Source organism: uncultured Friedmanniella sp. (assembly GCF_964244005.1).
In the GTDB taxonomy this organism is placed as follows: Bacteria; Actinomycetota; Actinomycetes; order Propionibacteriales; family Propionibacteriaceae; genus Microlunatus.
Genome location: NZ_CAXTHG010000001.1, coordinates 172291 through 188097, shown reverse-complemented (window position 1 = coordinate 188097; position 15807 = coordinate 172291). Strand labels below are relative to the sequence as shown.

The window sequence follows — 15807 nt, the reverse complement described above, 5'->3', positions numbered from 1 at the left end:
GCGACCGCTAGATCATGGAGCGGCCCACGCCGCGGTTCTCGTACGCGGCCTGGAACTCCTCCAGGCCCGACAGGCCGGGGACGAGCGGGTCGAGCGGCAGTAGCGGGTCGAGGTCCACGGCCGAACGGGGGCGGTGGAGCGAGAGGGCGAGGTCGGTCGCCAGCTCGTCGAAGTACTCGGTCTGGCCGGCGTAGCAGGTGAGGACGATCTGCGCGGCGGGGTCGTCGCTCAGGCACAGGGAGAACGCGCTGCTCACGTCGTCGGCCTCGACCGGCGCGGCCGCGAGGGTCAGCGTCACCGGAGGTGCCGCGTCGAGGTCGACCGTCACGGTCAGCGCGAGGAAGGAGCGGACCGTGAGCTTGAAGTCCCGCTGCACCATGGTCGCGGCCGCCGGCAGGTCGATCGCGTTCCGCGCCAGCTCCTCGGTCAGCTCGACCAGGTCCAGAGCCAGCACGTTCGCCATCAGCGATCCGACCTCCGTCTCGACCGGTGGCGGTTTCGTCGTCATGGAGTTCCGTCGTAGCGGTCATCGTTGCGGTCCTCGAGCACCTGGGTGGCGGCCTCGGCCACGGTCTGGTGCCGCGCGGCGGCCAGGTTCGAAAGGCGTAGCCGGGCGTCCTCGGCGCTGAGGCTCTCCCGGTGCCGGAGGAAACCGACCGCGGCGGACACGAGAGCGTGGACCTCGAGGGTGTCCTGCATCTGGTCGGTGAGCTCGTCGAGGTTCCGCAGCACCTGGGCGCTGCGAATCGCGGCGGCAACCGGCCAGGCGAACCGTATGCCGTTCGTCACGTCTTCGTCGACAAAGGCGTCCGCACGCCGGCTGTAGATGTTGATCGAGCCGATCACGTCTGCACGCACCATCAGCGGCAGCGACAAGACGCTCTCGATGCCCAGCTGGCGGACGTCGTGCGCAAAGCGTGGCCACCAGGTCTCGTGCTCTCGCAACGAGCCTGACTTGAGCCCCCGCCGCTCGGCGACGGCGGTCAGGCACGGACCCTCGCCGAGCCCGTACTGCACGTCGTCGGCCTGCTCGGCCAGCCGGGAGGAAGCCACCCGGAACGTGACCGTCCCGCCGTTGCTGAGGGCGACGCCGGCAGCGTCGGCGCCGCGAATGTTGCGCTGGACCAGGCCGGCGACCTCGGCGAGGCCGTTGCTGAAGCTGGGGTCTCGTTCGAGCATCGCCTGCACGGAGTCGTAGACCACGTCGAGCATGGGGTCCGGCGGGTCGGCACTGTCGTAGTACGGGCGGGATGCGGACATGGAGTCCCGGGACTTTCTGTGGTCAGCCTTCAAGAGAGCGCGCCCTCGAAGGGCCAGCGCGTCAACTTGGTGAAGATGCGCGGCAACCGTGCGGCGACTTCACCCGACCCGGGGATACCTGGGACATAAGCACGGTAGCGCACCCCCGGTCCCCAAGCCAGGATCGGACGCGCACGACACGTCTCAGCGCGAGACGACCAGGACCCGAAATCCCTTGGCCGAGGCGACCCGTTCGCACGGCCAGCCCTGCTCGACGAGCCAGCGTTGCAGGGTGTCGGCACCGAGGTTCTTGCTCACCACCAACCGCGCCTGACCCGCAGGTGCCAGCCTGGGCAACCACTGCAGCAGCAGCTCGTGCAGGGCTTGCTTGCCCACCCGGATCGGCGGGTTGGACCAGATGGCGTCGTAGCGCCGGCCGTCCTCGACCTGGTCGGGCCGCAGCACCCGGACGCGATCGGCGACCCCCAGCGCGGCCGCGTTCTCGCGGCAGAGCGCCAGCGCCCGTTCGTTGACGTCGACGGCGTCGACCTGGGCGCCGAGGCAGTGGACGGCGAGCCCGAGGGCGATCGGTCCGTAGCCGCAGCCGAGGTCCAGCACGGTCGGCGACCCCGTGGGCGGTGCGGACTCGCGCAGCAGGATCGCCGTCCCGCGGTCCAGCCCGTCGCCGGCGAAGACGCCGTTGGCGGTGGTCAGCTCGAGGTCCGAGCCCCAGATCGACGCGTGCACGGTACGCCGGTGCTCCGGCCCGGACGGGGTGGCGTTGAAGTAGTGCGCCTGTTCGGTCACGGCCGACCCTGTTCGGTCATGACCGGCCCGGGGTGGCGGGTGTCAGCTCGCGTACGGTCCGGGACTCCCGGCCGCGGGCGAGGAGCTGGTCGTCCGGGGGATAGCCGACCTCCTCCAGGGTCAGCCCCTTCGCGGGCATCACCGGGACGTCGGAGGTACGGGCGGCGGCGTCGGTGACCCTGGCCAGCCAGGCCAGGTCGCTGCGGCCGGAGCTCACGCTGACCAGCGCCCCGACCAGTGAACGGACCATCGAGTGGCAGAAAGCGTCGGCCCGGACGGTCAGCTCGAGCACCCCGGCGTAGGGGCCGGCTGAGATGCGGTGGGCGCTCAGCTCGAGCAGCGTCCGGATCGAGGTCGCACCCTCACGGCGCCGGCAGAAGGCGCCGAAGTCCCGCAGCCCGAGCAGCACCGGTGCGGCCTCGTCCATCAGGTCCAGGTCCAGGGTGACCGGTACCCGAACGACCTGGTGGCGCAGCAGCGGGTCCAGCGGGGTGCCCTGGTCGACCAGCCGGTAGACGTAGCGCCGCCAGACGGCCCCGAACCGGGCGTCGAAACCCGCCGGCGCCGCCCGCACCGACAAGACGACGACGTCGTCCGGCAGCACCCGGCCCAGCCGTCGCAGCAACGCCGTCCCGTCGTCGCGGACCGCGTCGGCCGGCAGGTCGACGTGCGCCACCTGGCCGCGCGCGTGCACCCCCGTGTCCGTACGCCCGGCACAGACCAGCCGGGCCGGCGTCGGCAGCCGCAGGACCTGTGTCGTCCAGTCCTCGAGCTCGCCCTGCACGGTCCGCTGACCCGGCTGCCGGGCCCAGCCCGAGAAGCCCCCGCCGTCATAGGCGATGTCCAGCCGCCAGCGGGAGTTCGTAGGGTCTTCAGCGCTCATCGGGCACCCGTACGTAGGTCAGGTCGCTCACCTCACGCCCGGCGGCGAGTCCGCGCGCCTCGAACCGGGTGACCGGGCGGTCGGCCCAGCGGCCGCCGGGTTCGCGGACCAGCCCGGGCTGGGCGTCCAGGACCTCGCGCATCTGGCGGGCGTAGTCGGCCCAGTCGGTGGCCAGCCGCCAGCGGCCGCCCGGCACGAGCCGGCTGCTCGCGAGAGCGGCGAAGTCGGCGTCGACCAGGCGCCGCTTGTGGTGGCGGGCCTTGGGCCAGGGGTCGGGGAAGAAGGTCCAGAGCTCGGTCACCGTGGCCTCGTCGAGGAGGTGCTGCAGCCCCTCCGCCGCGTTCGCCGCGACGATCCGGACGTTGTCGAGCTGGGCGCGGGCGAGGGCGCCGACGAGCTGGGCCACCGCGGGTGCGTAGACCTCGAAGGCCAGCACGTCGACGCCTGGGCGGGCCGCCGCCATCGCCACGAGCGACTCGCCGGTCCCGGGCCCGATCTCCACGACCAGCGGTGCGGTCCGGCCGAAGGCAGCGCGCAGGTCGACCCGGGCAGCCGGGTCGACCGACGTGCTCGTCTCGCGGGCGGGCACCTCGAGCACGTAGTCGGCGCCGTGGCGTTCCCACGCCCGGCGCTGGTTGGGCCGCATCCGGGCGCTCCGTCGGACGTAGGAGACGACCTCGCGGTGCACCCGCGCGCGCCCCGGGACACCGACGTCGGTCACCGGTGGCGCCGTTCGTAGACCAGCAGCAGCGGACCCAGGACCGCGAGGGCGATCAGGAACGCGATCACGCCGGGAGGGATGGCGCCGGTGACGCTGACCGTGACCGCACCAGCGGTCGCACAGATCAGTGCCAGTCCCCAGAGCCGCCCGGTCTGGGCCAGCTCGCGCCGGATCTTCGGGTCGAGAGCCACGAGGAGAGACCCTACCTGGCGCTCAGCTGGTGACGTCCTTGCTGGAGAACCGGGCCCAGGCGGCCAGCCAGAAGACGGCGGCGTAGACCGCAGCCGTGATCAGCCCGCGGGTGATGTTCTCTCCGGCGATCGGGTCGCGCAGCAAGTCCCCGAACGCGGTCCACCAGTGGGTCAGCAGCCAGGGGTGCAGCCACGCGAGCTGGGAGATCGAGTCGAGGACGAACATCATCACGTTGATCAGCACGACCGCGACGGTGGCCCCGATCGGCTGTTCGGTCAGCGAGGAGACGAACAGCCCGATGGCGCCGAGCGCGGAGAACTGCGCGGCGAGGTAGAGGCAGGTGAGGGCGAGCCGGCCGAGGCCGCCGGCCATCGAGGTCTGGCTGCCCGACAGCAGGGTCATCTCGCCGCCGCCGAACAGGGCCAGTCCGATGATTACGCCGACGGTCGCGACGAGGACGGTCGCGGCGAGGGAGGAGATGACGATGGCGGCGAACTTGACCGCGAGCAGCCGGGTCCGCCCGGCCGGGATGGTGAGCAGGTAGCGCAACGTGCCGATGTTGGCCTCACCGGCGAGCGAGTCACCGGCGACCACGCTGACGGCGAGCGGCAGGAAGATCGGCAGCTCCAGCGCCAGCGCGGCAAAGGCGACGAAGAGCCCGTTGCCGGTGATGGAGCTGATGAAGCTGGGACCGCCGCCGTCCCCGCCGGGTGAGGACAGCCGGACCGCGACCGCGAGCAGGACGGGGACGACCGCCAGCACCCCGAGCCCCGCGATGTTGCGGCGACGGCCGCCGATGATCCGCAGCTCCGACAGCAGGAAGCGCGGGGACGGCCGACGGCGGACGTCGCGTCCCGGCGTCGCCAGCACCTCAGCCGCTGACATCGAAACCTTCACCGGTCAGGGACACGAACACGTCCTCCAGGCTGGGCCGCTGCACGGTGAACCCGAGCACGGCGATGTTGTCGTTGACGAGGTTGGGCACGATCTTGGCCACCTCGACGTCCCCGAGCACGCCGGTGGCCCGCTCGGCTCCCACGGTGACCTCGGTCAGGCCGAGCTCGCGCAGCACCCGCGCGGCCTCCTCAGGACGGTCGGTGTCGACCCGGACGGACTGGACGGTGCCCGCCTGCAGCTCACCGATCGAGCCCTGCGAGACCAGCCGGCCCTCGAACATCACCCCGATGTGGGTGCTCATCTGGGCCACCTCGGCCAGCAGGTGGCTCGAGACCAGGACGGTGGCACCGTCGGCGGCGAGGTCGCTGATCAGGTGCCGTACCTCGCGGGTGCCCTGGGGGTCCAGACCGTTGGTCGGCTCGTCGAGCACCAGCAGGTCGCGCGGCATCAACAACGCGTTCGCGATGGCCAGCCGCTGCCGCATGCCGAGCGAGTACGCCCGGTAGCGCTTGGTCGCGGCGGCCAGCAGCCCGACCCGGTCGAGGGCCGCGTCGATCCGCCGGCCGGCCGTACGTACGTCGCTGTGCCGGTCGGCGGCGTCCAGCCGGGCCAGGTTGGCCCGGCCCGAGAGGTACGGGTGGAAGGCCGGACCCTCGACCAGGGCCCCGACCCGTCGCAGCACCTCGTCGGTCCGCTGCGGCATCGGCATCCCCAGCACGCTGATCTCGCCCGCGGTGGGGCGGATCAGGCCGAGCAGCATCCGGATGGTGGTGGTCTTGCCCGACCCGTTCGGACCGAGGAAGCCGTACACCGCGCCAGCCGGGACGCACAGGTCGACCGAGTCCACGGCGGTCTGGGACCGGAACTGCTTGGTCAGCCCCCGGGTGAGGACGGGGTCGGCCATCGGCCGGACCTACTTCGCGAGTGCGTCGTAGAGCAGCGAGGCGTCGACCGCCCCCACCGCCAGCCGACCGTCGTCGCTGAGCACCGCGGAGAACGCCGGGCCGGAGAACAGCCGGCCCGAGCCCCACGGGCCCGAGACCGCGGTGAGGGCCTTGACCACGCCCGCCACCTGCGGCGAGCTGGTCGCGTCCTTCGGCAGGGTGGTCACCACCACGCTGGTCCAGCCCTCGCCGACGACCTTGGTCGCCGACTTCGCGGCCTGCGCTTTCTCCTGAGCGGCCTTCTTGTCGGCGGCGCTCGGGGCCTTGCGGGCCTGCGGCACCGCGCCCTCGGTCACCTTCGCGCCGGGCGGCGGGGTGAACACGAACTGGCCGGCGTCCGGGGCGCCGAAGGTCACGTCGGTGTAGCCCACGTCGAACACGGTGGTGCCGTCCTTGGCGATCGCCTGCACGTCGAGGGGGACCGAGGTCTCGGCGTCGACGGCGATCCGGACCGACTCGATCTTGGACCGGTCGTCCTTGGGCGTGAGCACGAGCTCGTACGCGTCTCGCTTGGCCACGACGGCGGACTTGTCGGTGGTCACGGCGGTCGTGTCACCGACTGCGGCGAGGACCTGCTTGGCGGCTTCCTCCGGGGTGCTCGGCGCGTCCGGGGAGACCGGCAGCTTGGACTTGTCCGCGCTGCCCACGTCCTTCGGCAGCGTCCGGTGGGTGGCCTCGTTGGTGCTGCTCGACCAGGTCCAGACGTCGGACCCGTTGACCACGACGTCCGTCGCGGCCAGGTCGTCCAGCACCTCGACCCGCGACTGGGTGGGGCCGGTCGTCCAGACCTTCAACGTGTGGGTGCCCGAGAGCAGCGAGGTGAGCTCGGAGGTGGTGGCGCTACCGGTCGAGGACAGGTCCGGCAGGCCGAGGTTGGCCTTCTGCACGACGGTGCCGGACAGGCCGTCCACCTTCGCGTTCTGGACGTCGACGAGCAGCTGCTCGGCCGACTTGGGGGCGAGGGTGGGGTCGGCGTTCGCCGTGGTGGCCAGCAGGCTGGTCCCGCCGACGACCGCAACGACCGCCAGCGGGGCAAACCAGCGCAGTGCGGGCCGGGAGTCGAAGAAGCTCATGGGGCCATTGTTCTCCGCGCCTGCTGTGGGAACGCTGAGCAGGCTCGCAGTCAGGAACTTGTGTGGAGAAACCCCTCGTAGTCGAGGGGTTTCTCAACACACAAATCTCCTCCGGGCCTCTGGCAGGCTGGAGGGGTGCGGGTGCTGCTGGTCGACGACGAGGAACGGCTGGTCGCCGCCCTGCGCCGGGGGCTGGTGGCGGAGGGCTTCGTGGTGGCCTCGGCCGCGACTGGGACCGAGGGGCTGCGCCAGGCGCGGTCGGGCGACTTCGACGCGGTCGTCCTCGACGTGATGCTGCCCGGCATGTCGGGGTATGAGGTGGTGCGGCGGCTGCGCGCGGAGGACAACTGGGTGCCGGTGCTGATGCTCTCGGCCAAGGACGGCGAGCACGACCAGGCCGACGCGCTCGACGACGGCGCCGACGACTGGCTGACGAAGCCGTTCTCGTTCGTGGTGCTGCTCGCCCGGCTGCGGGCGCTGCTGCGCCGTGGCCGGCCGCCGCGGCCCTCGGTGCTGGTCGCCGGCGAGGTGAGCCTCGACCCGGCGAGCCGTGAGGTGTTCGTGGGGACGGAGCCGGTGGAGCTGACGCCGCGGGAGTTCCTGCTGCTGGAGTACCTGATCCACCGGGCCGGCCAGGCCGTCAGCAAGGACGAGCTGTTGGAGCACGTCTGGGACCGGGCGACCGAGGTGGCCCCCAACGTGGTCGAGGTGTACGCCGGCTACCTCCGGCGCAAGATCGGCAGCGACCGGCTCGTCACGGTCCGCGGGGTCGGCTACCGGCTGGTCACGTGACCCGCCGTTCCCTCAGCTTGTCGAGGGGCGGGAGGCGGCCGCTCAGCCTGCGGGCACGGCTGATGCTGGTGGGCGTCATCGGCGTCGCGCTGGCCCTGCTGGTGGGCGGGACCGCTTTCTACGGCGCCCTCACCTTCGCCGTCGACCGCACTCTCGACAACGAGGCGCTGGCCAGCGCGCAGGAGGTGGCCGCCCTCGTCGACGCTGACCAGCTGCCCAACCCGGTCCCGGTCTCCGGCGCGCAGGTGGTGCAGGTGGTCGACGCCGAGCACCGGGTGGTCGGCGGCTCGGCGACCGCCGACCGGCTGGTCCCGCTGCTCCGGGCGCCCGAGCTGGCCCGGGCGGTGGCCGGCGAGGCCGTCGTCATCCCCGGCTCGCGGGCCGCGCTGTCCACCCCGCTGCGGGTACGGGCGGTCGCCGCCGGGCCGTCGAATGCCCCCGTCAGCGTGCTGGTGGCGCTGCCGGTCGGGGACGTGCTGGCCAGCCGGGCGGCGTTGCGCCGGGGCCTGCTGATCCTGTTCCCGCTGGTGCTCGCGGCGATGGCCGCGGTGGCGTGGCGGGTGATCGGCTCGACCCTGCGGCCGGTGGAGGAGCTGCGCGTCGGAGCCGAACGGATCAGCGGCACCAGCCGGGCCGAGCGGCTCGCCGTGCCGGCCGCCAGCGACGAGATCCAGGCCCTGGCGGTGACGCTGAACCGGATGCTCGACCGGCTGGCCGACAGCCGGGCCCGGCAACGCTCGTTCGTCGCCGACGCCGCCCACGAGCTGCGCAGCCCGCTGGCCAGCATCCGGACCCAGCTCGAGGTGGCCGAGCGGTTGAAGGAGGGCGGCAGCCTGCCCGCTGAGCTGTTGATCGACGTCGACCGGCTCGCCCGGCTGGTCGAGGACCTGCTGCTGCTGGCGCGCGTCGACGCCGACACCCGCGGTCCGGCCCGTCAGGACCGGCTCGAGGTCGCGGACCTGCTCGCGGAGGTGGCGGCCAGCCAGACCGGCAGCCGCGTCCCGGTCACCGTCCGCACCCAGGGGGAGCCGCAGCTGGTCGGCGACCGCGACGAGCTGCGCCGAGCGTGTCAGAACCTCGTCGACAACGCCGTTCGGCACGCCACCTCCGCCGTCGAGGTGGAGGCGGTGCTCGCCGACGACGAGGTCCGGCTGGTGGTGCGCGACGACGGCCCCGGCCTGAGCGCGGACGAGCGAGAACGGGTCTTCGAACGCTTCACCCGGCTGGACGACGCCCGCGGTCGCAGCCTGGGCGGGACCGGCCTGGGCCTGCCCATCGCCCGCGAGCTCGTCACCCGCGCCGGCGGCACGCTGAGCTTTGCTGACGCGCCGCCACCGTGGTCGCTGCAGGCGGTCGTGACGTTGCCGCGGCCAACGAGCTCGTGATCTCGGTCACGCCGACGCTCGTCTCAGGCGTGCCAACCGTCACGCTGGCACTCGCACCCCCTTGTGTGCCAGCCCCTGCGTACGGACGATGAGCCCACCCACCGCGCCCTGAGCCTCCTCGACGAGGTACCGGCGGTCCTGCTCACCCCAGCTGCTGGAGGTTGTCATGGATGGTCGTCCGCGAGCGGTCGAAGTCGCCCCGTTGCAGTCCGACGGGTCGCTGTACGGCTTTCTGCTGATCGGTCGGTGGCCGCAGGACACCGTGGAGTGGGCCAAGTTCCTCGTGCTCGCCGTGCAGATGGCGGCCGTACCCGGCCTGCTGCCTGTGAGCACGGTGTTCCGGGTCCGCGAGGAGCTGCCCGAACGGCCGCAGCCCGGCGCGGTCGGGCTGGTGGTGGCCGAGGGGCAGTTCACCGGCGACCACCCGCTCAAGCCCGGGCTCTTTGCCGCGGCCCAGCCACCGGGACTGTTGGTGCTGCACCCGCCGTCCAGCACGTTGGCGTCGGTCCCTGAGTACGAGACGGCGTCCGGCTGCGTCTTTCTGCCAGGCCTGCCGCACCTGGGGCTCGAGCACCGCGCCGCCTGGGTGGAGGCCGATGTCGACGGCACGATCACCCACCTGGTCAGCCGGACGGGCATCAACCCGCAGAGCGACGCCGACACGGCCGCCCTCGCGATGCTCCTCGCCGCTTAACCGACTTGTCAGCATGGGGGTGCTCTATAGCACCCTGAGAGTCTGACTCTGGGAGAAGCACATGGGGCACGTCGATCTTTCTGCTGTGGGGTACCACCTGCCGGACGGCCGCGTGCTGCTGGACGACGTCTCGTTCCGGGTGGGCGAGGGCTCGGTGGTGGCGCTCGTGGGCCCGAACGGGTCCGGCAAGACCACGTTGCTGCGGATCATCGCCGGCGACCTGAACCCCAGCAGCGGCACCCTGTCGCGCAGCGGCGGGCTCGGTGTGATGCGCCAGTTCATCGGCAGCATCCGCGATGCGAGCCAACTACATCCTGGGGGGACGACCCCGCAGACCCCCCGCGGCTCCGCCGATGTGCGCGACCTCCTCTTCTCCCTCGCCCCCGCCCGCATCCGGGATGCCGCCGCGGCCGTCGACGCCCTCGAGCTGACGCTGATGGAGGACGACAGCGAGGCCAACCAGCTCGCCTACGCCCAGGCGTTGGCCGACTACGGCGACGCCGGCGGCTACGACGCCGAGGTCACCTTCGACGCCTGTTGCACGGCAGCGCTCGGGGTCCCGTACGACCGGGTCCGCTGGCGCGAGGTGAGCACCCTGTCGGGCGGGGAGCAGAAGCGGCTGGCCCTCGAGGCGCTGCTGCGGGGGCCAGACGAGGTGCTGCTGCTCGATGAGCCCGACAACTACCTGGACGTGCCCGGCAAGCGCTGGCTCGAGGCTCAGCTCGCCGCCACCCAGAAGTCAGTGCTGCTGGTCAGCCACGACCGGGAGCTGCTCGCCCAGGCCGCCACCAGCGTCGCCGTGCTCGAGCTGGGCGCCGCCGGCAACAGCGTCTGGGTGCACGGCTCCGGCTTCGCCGGGCTGGCGGCGGCCCGTAAGGCCCGCTTCGCGCGGTTCGAGGAGCTGCGACGGCGCTGGGACGAGGAGCACCAGAAGATCATCGACCTCGTCCAGATGTACAAGGTCAAGGCCAAGTTCAACGACGGACTCGCCTCCCGCTACAAGGCGGCGCAGACCCGGCTGGCCAAGTTCGAGGAGGCCGGTCCGCCCGAGGCGGTCCCGCTGGAGCAGAACGTGTCGATGCGGCTCGGCGGCGGTCGGACCGGCAAGCGTGCCGTGGTGGTCACCGACCTCGAGCTGAGCGGGCTGATGAAGCCGTTCGACACCGAGATCTGGTTCGGCGACCGGGTAGCCGTGCTGGGCTCGAACGGGTCCGGCAAGTCCCACCTCCTGCGGCTGCTGGCCCGCGGTGGCTCCGACCCCGACGTCGAGCACCAGCCGGTCGGCGGCGTCGACATCGCGGCCGTCGCCCATACGGGCAGCGCTCGCCTCGGCGCGCGCGTCCGGCCCGGCTGGTTTGCCCAGACCCACCACCACCCGGAGCTCCTCGGCAAGACGCTGTTGGAGATCCTGCACCGTGGCGATGCCGAGCCGGACGGACGCGGTCGGCAGGGGATGGGCCGCGAGCTCGCGTCGCGCAAGCTCGACCGCTACGAGCTGGCCCCGGCCGCCGAGCAGCGGTTCGACTCGCTGTCGGGCGGCCAGCAGGCCCGGTTCCAGGTGCTGCTGCTCGAGCTGTCCGGCGCCACCCTGCTGCTCCTCGACGAGCCGACCGACAACCTCGACCTCGAGTCGGCCGAGGCGCTGGAGCAAGGAATAGCGGCCTTCGAGGGCACGGTCGTCGCGGTCACCCACGACCGCTGGTTCGCCCAGGGCTTCGACCGGTTCCTCGTCTTCGGCTCCGACGGCAGCGTCTATGAGTCCGCCGAACCGGTCTGGGACGAGCTGCGGGTGCAACGCGCCCGTTGAACGCCCCGTTACGGTGAACCCCATGACGCACCTCGGTCTGACCCGGTGACGGGCCCCACGTCTCCGAGGGTCCTGGTCGCCATCCCCGCGTACGGGTCGGCCGAGCTCACCGACACGGTGCTGGCCGATCTGCTCCGGGACGACCCCGACCTGCTGCCCGACACCCGGATCGTGGTCGTCGACAACGCGGGCGACTACGAGCTGCCGCCGTCGGCGCTGGCGACCCAGCACCAGCCAACGGTCTACCGAGCCGGCGCCAACCTCCGTTGGATCGGGTCGGCAAACGGGGCCCTGCAGTCGGCGATGGACGAGGGCTTCGACGTCTGCGCGGTCCTGAACAACGACACCCGGCTCTCGCCCGGCTTCCTCGCCGGTCTGGTCGCCCCGTTCGCCGAGCGCCCGGACGCCGCGATCGTGGCCGCCTGCTACGACGACTTCTGGCTGCACCAGCGGGCCTCGGTCATCCCCGAGACCGCGGCCGCGTACGCCCCGCAGCCGACCGTCCGCGAGGTGCCATTCTGCGACGGCACGGCGATCGCCTTCTCGGTGCCGGCGATCGCCGAGATCGGCCTGCTGGACACCGTGGCCTTCCCACGCCACGGCTACGGCTCGGACATCGACCTCGCCCTGCGGGCCCGAGCGGCCGGCTACGTCTGCCTCGTCACCGAGGGTGCCTACGTCTCGCACCTGCGGCGGGCGACGATGAACCGGCTGGGCGAGACGTCCGAGGCCAACCGGATCGAGATCCTGAACGGGATGGACAGCCTCTGGGGCGAGGACTGGCGCGCGCAGGTCGGACTCAGCCCGGACTCCTTCCCGCCGCACAACACCGGCAGCGGCGCCTCGTGGTACCTGTAGGAGCGTGACCGGCCGCATCCTGTACGCCGGGTTCGCCACGCCCCGGCACAGCGGCGGAGTGCACGTGCTCACCCAGCACGTCCAGCTGCTCGGGGCCTCGGGGTACCAGGCCTGGCTCTGGCTGCCCACGGCACGGCCCGACTGGATCGACGCAACCGTGCCGGTGCTGGTCGGCCCGACGCTCGAGATCGGCGCGGCCGACCTGCTCGTGCTGCCCGAGGTGCCGATCGTCCCCGGGCTCGACCCGGCGCTTGGCGCGCGGAAGGTGATCTTCAACCAGAACCACTTCTACACCTACGCCGCGGCGCCCGGACGTGTCAGCACCGGCAGCGACCAGACCTACCCGGGCTGGTCCCCGTCGCCCGCGGTCTGGGCCGTGTCGACCGAGAGCCGGGACGTCCTGGCGAGCCTGCTGGTCGACCTCGACGTCCGGCTCGTGCCCAACCCGGTCGACGGCGAGCTGTTCCGGCCCGGCCCGCCCACCGGCCCACGGGTCAGCTGGTTCCCGCGCAAACGGCCGCGGGAGGCGTCGCTGCTGGCGCGGCTGCTGGCCGTCGACCCGCGCCTCGCCGAGGTCGAGCTGTGTCCCCTGACCGACGCCCCGCGTACGACCGTGGCCCAGACCCTGGGCGCCACCACCGTCTTCGTCTCGCTGGGGCACAGCGAGAGCTTCGGGCTCCCGGTCGCGGAGGCGTTCGCCTCCGGCTGCCTGGTCGTCGGCTACGACGGCGGCGGCGGGTACGAGCTGTTCGAGGCTCCCGGCGCGTGGCGGGTGCCCGAGCAACGACCGCTACTGCTCCGCGACGCCGTGGTCGACCTGCTCAGCCGAGCTGACGAGCTCAGCGAGCTGCGCGAGGCGAACCGGGCCTGGGTCCTGGAGCGCTACGGTTTCGAGCGGACCGCCTCGGCGCTGGACTCGGCCGTCGTCGCCGCCCTGGCCCGACCGGGTGCTGCGGCCACGGCGACCCACCCGGTGACCTGGCTGGACGCGCTCGGTCCGAACTTCACGGCCTACGCCTGAGCCAGTCCCCCAGCGGATTTGTGGAACACGGTGCGACATGGTGCCGCGAGTACGCGGCACGATGTCGCAACCTATTGCTGGGTGGAGCTAGTAGTCGCCCTCGACCACGTTGATCAGCGGCTCACCGGCCAGGTAGCGGCGCAGCTGGGCGTTGACCAGCGCGAAGGCCCGCGCGCCGGCTTGGGTGATGTCGCCGGCGGCGTGCGGGGTGATGATCACGCCCGGCGCGCTCCACAGAGGGTGCCCCTCGGGCAGCGGCTCGGGCTCGACCACGTCCAGTGCGGCCCGTAGCCGGCCCGAGGTCAGCTCGGCCACCAGGGCGTCGGTGTCCACGATCTTGCCGCGGGCGACGTTGACCAGCAGCGACCCGGCGGGCATCGACGCGAGGAACTCGGCGTCGACCAGGCCCTCGGTCTTGCTGGTCAGCGGCAGGGTCAGCACCACGACGTCGGCGTCCGGCAGCAGGTCGGGCAGCTCGGCAGTGGCGTGCACGCCGTCCCGGGCGGAGTGCGCCACCAGCACCGGCTCGGCGTCGAAGCTCCGCAGCCGGCGGGCGGTCTGCTCGCCCAGGTCGCCGGCCCCGATGATCAGGACGCGCTTGTCCCGGAGGTCCTCGCCCTGCACCAGGTCCCAGACGCCGCGGCGCTGCGCGTCCAGGAAGTGGGGCAGTCGGCGGTTCGACGCGAGGATCAAGGCGAGCACCAGCTCAGCGACCGAGCTGCCGTGCACCCCCCGCGCGTCGCACAGCTGGACGCCCTCGGGAACGTGGCCGGCGACGTCCTCGACCCCGGCACTGAGCAGCTGCATCACCTTTAGCTTCGGCATGGCGGCGAACTTGCCGGGCAGGTCGGTCGAGTCCTCCACCTGAGGCACCCAGAACGTCGTCTCAGCCAGCCCGTCGGGCTGGTCGGCCTCGCCGTTCCAGGCCACCACGCGGACACCGTCGGGCACGGGGCCGAGGAGCTCGACGGCATGGGAGTCAGGAAGGCACACCACGGTCATGCGCACACCGTACGCGGGCGGCTCAGCGTCCACCCGGATCGGGAAGGCGACGGAGTCCTGGTTACGGTCTCGCTGCCGGCGTCGGACTGGGGTGACCGACCCGCGGACGAGGCGTAGCGGTGGCGTAGCGGCCAGTCAGCGGTCGCCGATCGCCACGAAGTCCCGGGTGCGGATGCCCGTGTAGATCTGCTTCGGGCGGGCGATCTTCTGGTCCTTGTCCTGCACGAGCTCGTTCCACTGGGCCAGCCAGCCGGGCGTCCGGCCGATGGCGAACAGCACCGTGAACATCTCCGGCGGGAACTGCAGCGCCTCGTAGATGAGGCCGGAGTAGAAGTCGACGTTGGGATAGAGCTTGCGCTTGACGAAGTACTCGTCCGCGAGCGCGATCCTTTCCAGCTCCTGGGCGATCTTGAGGAGCGGGTTGACCCCGGTGACCTCGAAGACGTCGTCGCAGGCCTTCTTGATGATGGTGGCGCGCGGGTCGAAGTTCTTGTAGACCCGGTGGCCAAAGCCCATCAGCTTTTCCTTGCCGGCCTTGACCCCCTCGATGAACGCGGGGATGTTGTCGGTGGAGCCGATCCGCCGCAGCATGGCCAGCACGGCCTCGTTCGCCCCGCCGTGCAGCGGCCCGAAGAGGGCACCGATCCCGGCGCCGACGGCCGAGTACGGGTCGACCTCGGACGAGCCCACGGAGCGGACAGCGTTGGTGGAGCAGTTCTGCTCGTGGTCGGCATGCAGGATGAGCAGGATGTCGAGCGCCTTGACCAGCCGCGGGTCCGCCTGATAGCTCGGCTCGCTCATCTTGAACAGCATCGCCAGGAAGTTCTCGGTGTAGCTGAGCCGGTTGTCGGGATAGACGTACGGCTTGCCGAGCTGGTGGCGGTAGGCGAAGGCGCCGAGCGTCGGCATCTTGGCGATCAGCCGGGTGATCTGCAGCATCCGGTTGTCGGCGTCGGTGATGTTCTTCGCCTCGGGGTAGAACGTGGACAGCGCACTGACCGAAGCCATCAGCATGCCCATCGGGTGGGCGTCGTAGCGGAAGCCCTCGATCAGCTGCTTGACGTTCTCGTGCAGGAACGTGTGCCAGGTGATGTCATGCGTCCAGTGCTCGAGCTCGGCGCTGGTCGGCAGCTCGCCGTTGATCAGCAGGTACGCGACCTCGAGGAAGGTCGAGTGCTCGGCGAGCTGCTCGATGGGGTAGCCGCGGTACTCCAGGATGCCGGCGTCGCCGTCGATGTAGGTCACCGAGCTGCGACAGGAAGCGGTGTTCACGAAGCCCGGGTCGTACGTGGCCAGGCCGACTTCGCCGTCGACCGCGATCTGCTTCAGGTCGGCGGCGCGGATGGTGCCGTCGGTGATCGCCAGCTCGTACTCGCGGCCCGTACGGTTGTCGCGAACCGTGAGCGAATCAGTCATGCGCACAACCTAGCGGCGCGCCTAGGGCCGAGCCAGCGGGGGGACTATGATCCCCGACACGACGCCGACGGCAGAG

General features: G+C 71.7%; 17 protein-coding genes. 6 read left to right on the top strand and 11 right to left on the bottom strand.

Annotated features, from left to right (window positions below):
- Nucleotides 1-7 precede the first annotated feature (7 nt).
- The 9 genes from ACFE76_RS00875 to ACFE76_RS00835 all read right to left on the bottom strand — a co-directional run bounded on the left by ACFE76_RS00875 (nt 8) and on the right by ACFE76_RS00835 (nt 6756).
- On the bottom strand, nt 8-508 hold the full coding sequence (locus tag ACFE76_RS00875) for a hypothetical protein (RefSeq protein ID WP_375429841.1): 501 nt from the start codon (nt 506-508) through the stop codon (nt 8-10).
- Nucleotides 505-1260 carry a GAF domain-containing protein gene (locus ACFE76_RS00870; RefSeq protein WP_375429840.1) on the bottom strand — a complete coding sequence of 252 codons (756 nt, stop codon included), beginning with the start codon at nt 1258-1260 and terminating at the stop codon, nt 505-507. The genes ACFE76_RS00875 and ACFE76_RS00870 overlap by 4 nt, the downstream gene beginning before the upstream one ends.
- 183 nt (nt 1261-1443) lie before the next feature.
- A complete protein-coding gene (locus ACFE76_RS00865; protein ID WP_375429839.1) occupies nt 1444-2046 on the bottom strand; it encodes a class I SAM-dependent methyltransferase in 603 nt (200 codons plus the stop codon).
- Nucleotides 2047-2062: 16 nt separating this feature from the next.
- On the bottom strand, nt 2063-2929 hold the full coding sequence (locus tag ACFE76_RS00860) for a tRNA pseudouridine synthase A (RefSeq protein WP_375429838.1): 867 nt from the start codon (nt 2927-2929) through the stop codon (nt 2063-2065).
- On the bottom strand, nt 2919-3650 hold the full coding sequence (gene trmB / locus ACFE76_RS00855) for a tRNA (guanosine(46)-N7)-methyltransferase TrmB (RefSeq protein WP_375429837.1): 732 nt from the start codon (nt 3648-3650) through the stop codon (nt 2919-2921). Before trmB ends, ACFE76_RS00860 begins: the two co-directional genes overlap by 11 nt.
- Complete coding sequence (locus ACFE76_RS00850) at nt 3647-3841, bottom strand: hypothetical protein (protein WP_375429836.1); 195 nt, start codon at nt 3839-3841, stop codon at nt 3647-3649. The genes trmB and ACFE76_RS00850 overlap by 4 nt, the downstream gene beginning before the upstream one ends.
- Nucleotides 3842-3863: 22 nt before the next feature.
- Entirely contained in the window at nt 3864-4727 is an 864-nt protein-coding gene (locus tag ACFE76_RS00845; protein WP_375429835.1) for an ABC transporter permease, read from the bottom strand.
- Nucleotides 4714-5643: an ATP-binding cassette domain-containing protein gene (locus ACFE76_RS00840; RefSeq protein WP_375429834.1), complete on the bottom strand. Its 930-nt coding sequence runs from the start codon at nt 5641-5643 to the stop codon at nt 4714-4716. Before ACFE76_RS00840 ends, ACFE76_RS00845 begins: the two co-directional genes overlap by 14 nt.
- Nucleotides 5644-5652: 9 nt before the next feature.
- The gene (locus ACFE76_RS00835; protein ID WP_375429833.1) at nt 5653-6756 is read right to left on the bottom strand and encodes an outer membrane lipoprotein carrier protein LolA; all 1104 of its coding nucleotides are present in this window, start codon (nt 6754-6756) and stop codon (nt 5653-5655) included.
- Nucleotides 6757-6891: 135 nt separating this feature from the next.
- Between ACFE76_RS00835 and ACFE76_RS00830 the strand changes: the two genes are divergently transcribed.
- The 6 genes from ACFE76_RS00830 to ACFE76_RS00805 all read left to right on the top strand — a co-directional run bounded on the left by ACFE76_RS00830 (nt 6892) and on the right by ACFE76_RS00805 (nt 13313).
- Entirely contained in the window at nt 6892-7548 is a 657-nt protein-coding gene (locus ACFE76_RS00830) for a response regulator transcription factor (RefSeq protein WP_375429832.1), read from the top strand.
- Nucleotides 7545-8933 (top strand): sensor histidine kinase, encoded by a 1389-nt coding sequence (locus ACFE76_RS00825; RefSeq protein WP_375429831.1) that lies wholly within the window; start codon nt 7545-7547, stop codon nt 8931-8933. Before ACFE76_RS00830 ends, ACFE76_RS00825 begins: the two co-directional genes overlap by 4 nt.
- A gap of 166 nt (nt 8934-9099) precedes the next feature.
- Complete coding sequence (locus ACFE76_RS00820) at nt 9100-9627, top strand: peptidase (RefSeq protein ID WP_375429830.1); 528 nt, start codon at nt 9100-9102, stop codon at nt 9625-9627.
- Between the two features lie 61 nt (nt 9628-9688).
- Nucleotides 9689-11434: an ABC-F family ATP-binding cassette domain-containing protein gene (locus ACFE76_RS00815; RefSeq protein ID WP_375429829.1), complete on the top strand. Its 1746-nt coding sequence runs from the start codon at nt 9689-9691 to the stop codon at nt 11432-11434.
- A 45-nt stretch (nt 11435-11479) separates the two neighbouring features.
- The gene (locus ACFE76_RS00810; protein ID WP_375429828.1) at nt 11480-12292 is read left to right on the top strand and encodes a glycosyltransferase; all 813 of its coding nucleotides are present in this window, start codon (nt 11480-11482) and stop codon (nt 12290-12292) included.
- A gap of 4 nt (nt 12293-12296) precedes the next feature.
- Complete coding sequence (locus ACFE76_RS00805; protein ID WP_375429827.1) at nt 12297-13313, top strand: glycosyltransferase; 1017 nt, start codon at nt 12297-12299, stop codon at nt 13311-13313.
- 87 nt (nt 13314-13400) lie between these two features.
- Here the strand turns inward: ACFE76_RS00805 and ACFE76_RS00800 are convergent, their stop codons facing one another.
- Nucleotides 13401-14315: a 2-hydroxyacid dehydrogenase gene (locus ACFE76_RS00800; RefSeq protein WP_375429826.1), complete on the bottom strand. Its 915-nt coding sequence runs from the start codon at nt 14313-14315 to the stop codon at nt 13401-13403.
- Between the two features lie 135 nt (nt 14316-14450).
- On the bottom strand, nt 14451-15731 hold the full coding sequence (locus tag ACFE76_RS00795; protein WP_375429825.1) for a citrate synthase: 1281 nt from the start codon (nt 15729-15731) through the stop codon (nt 14451-14453).
- Nucleotides 15732-15807 lie beyond the last annotated feature (76 nt).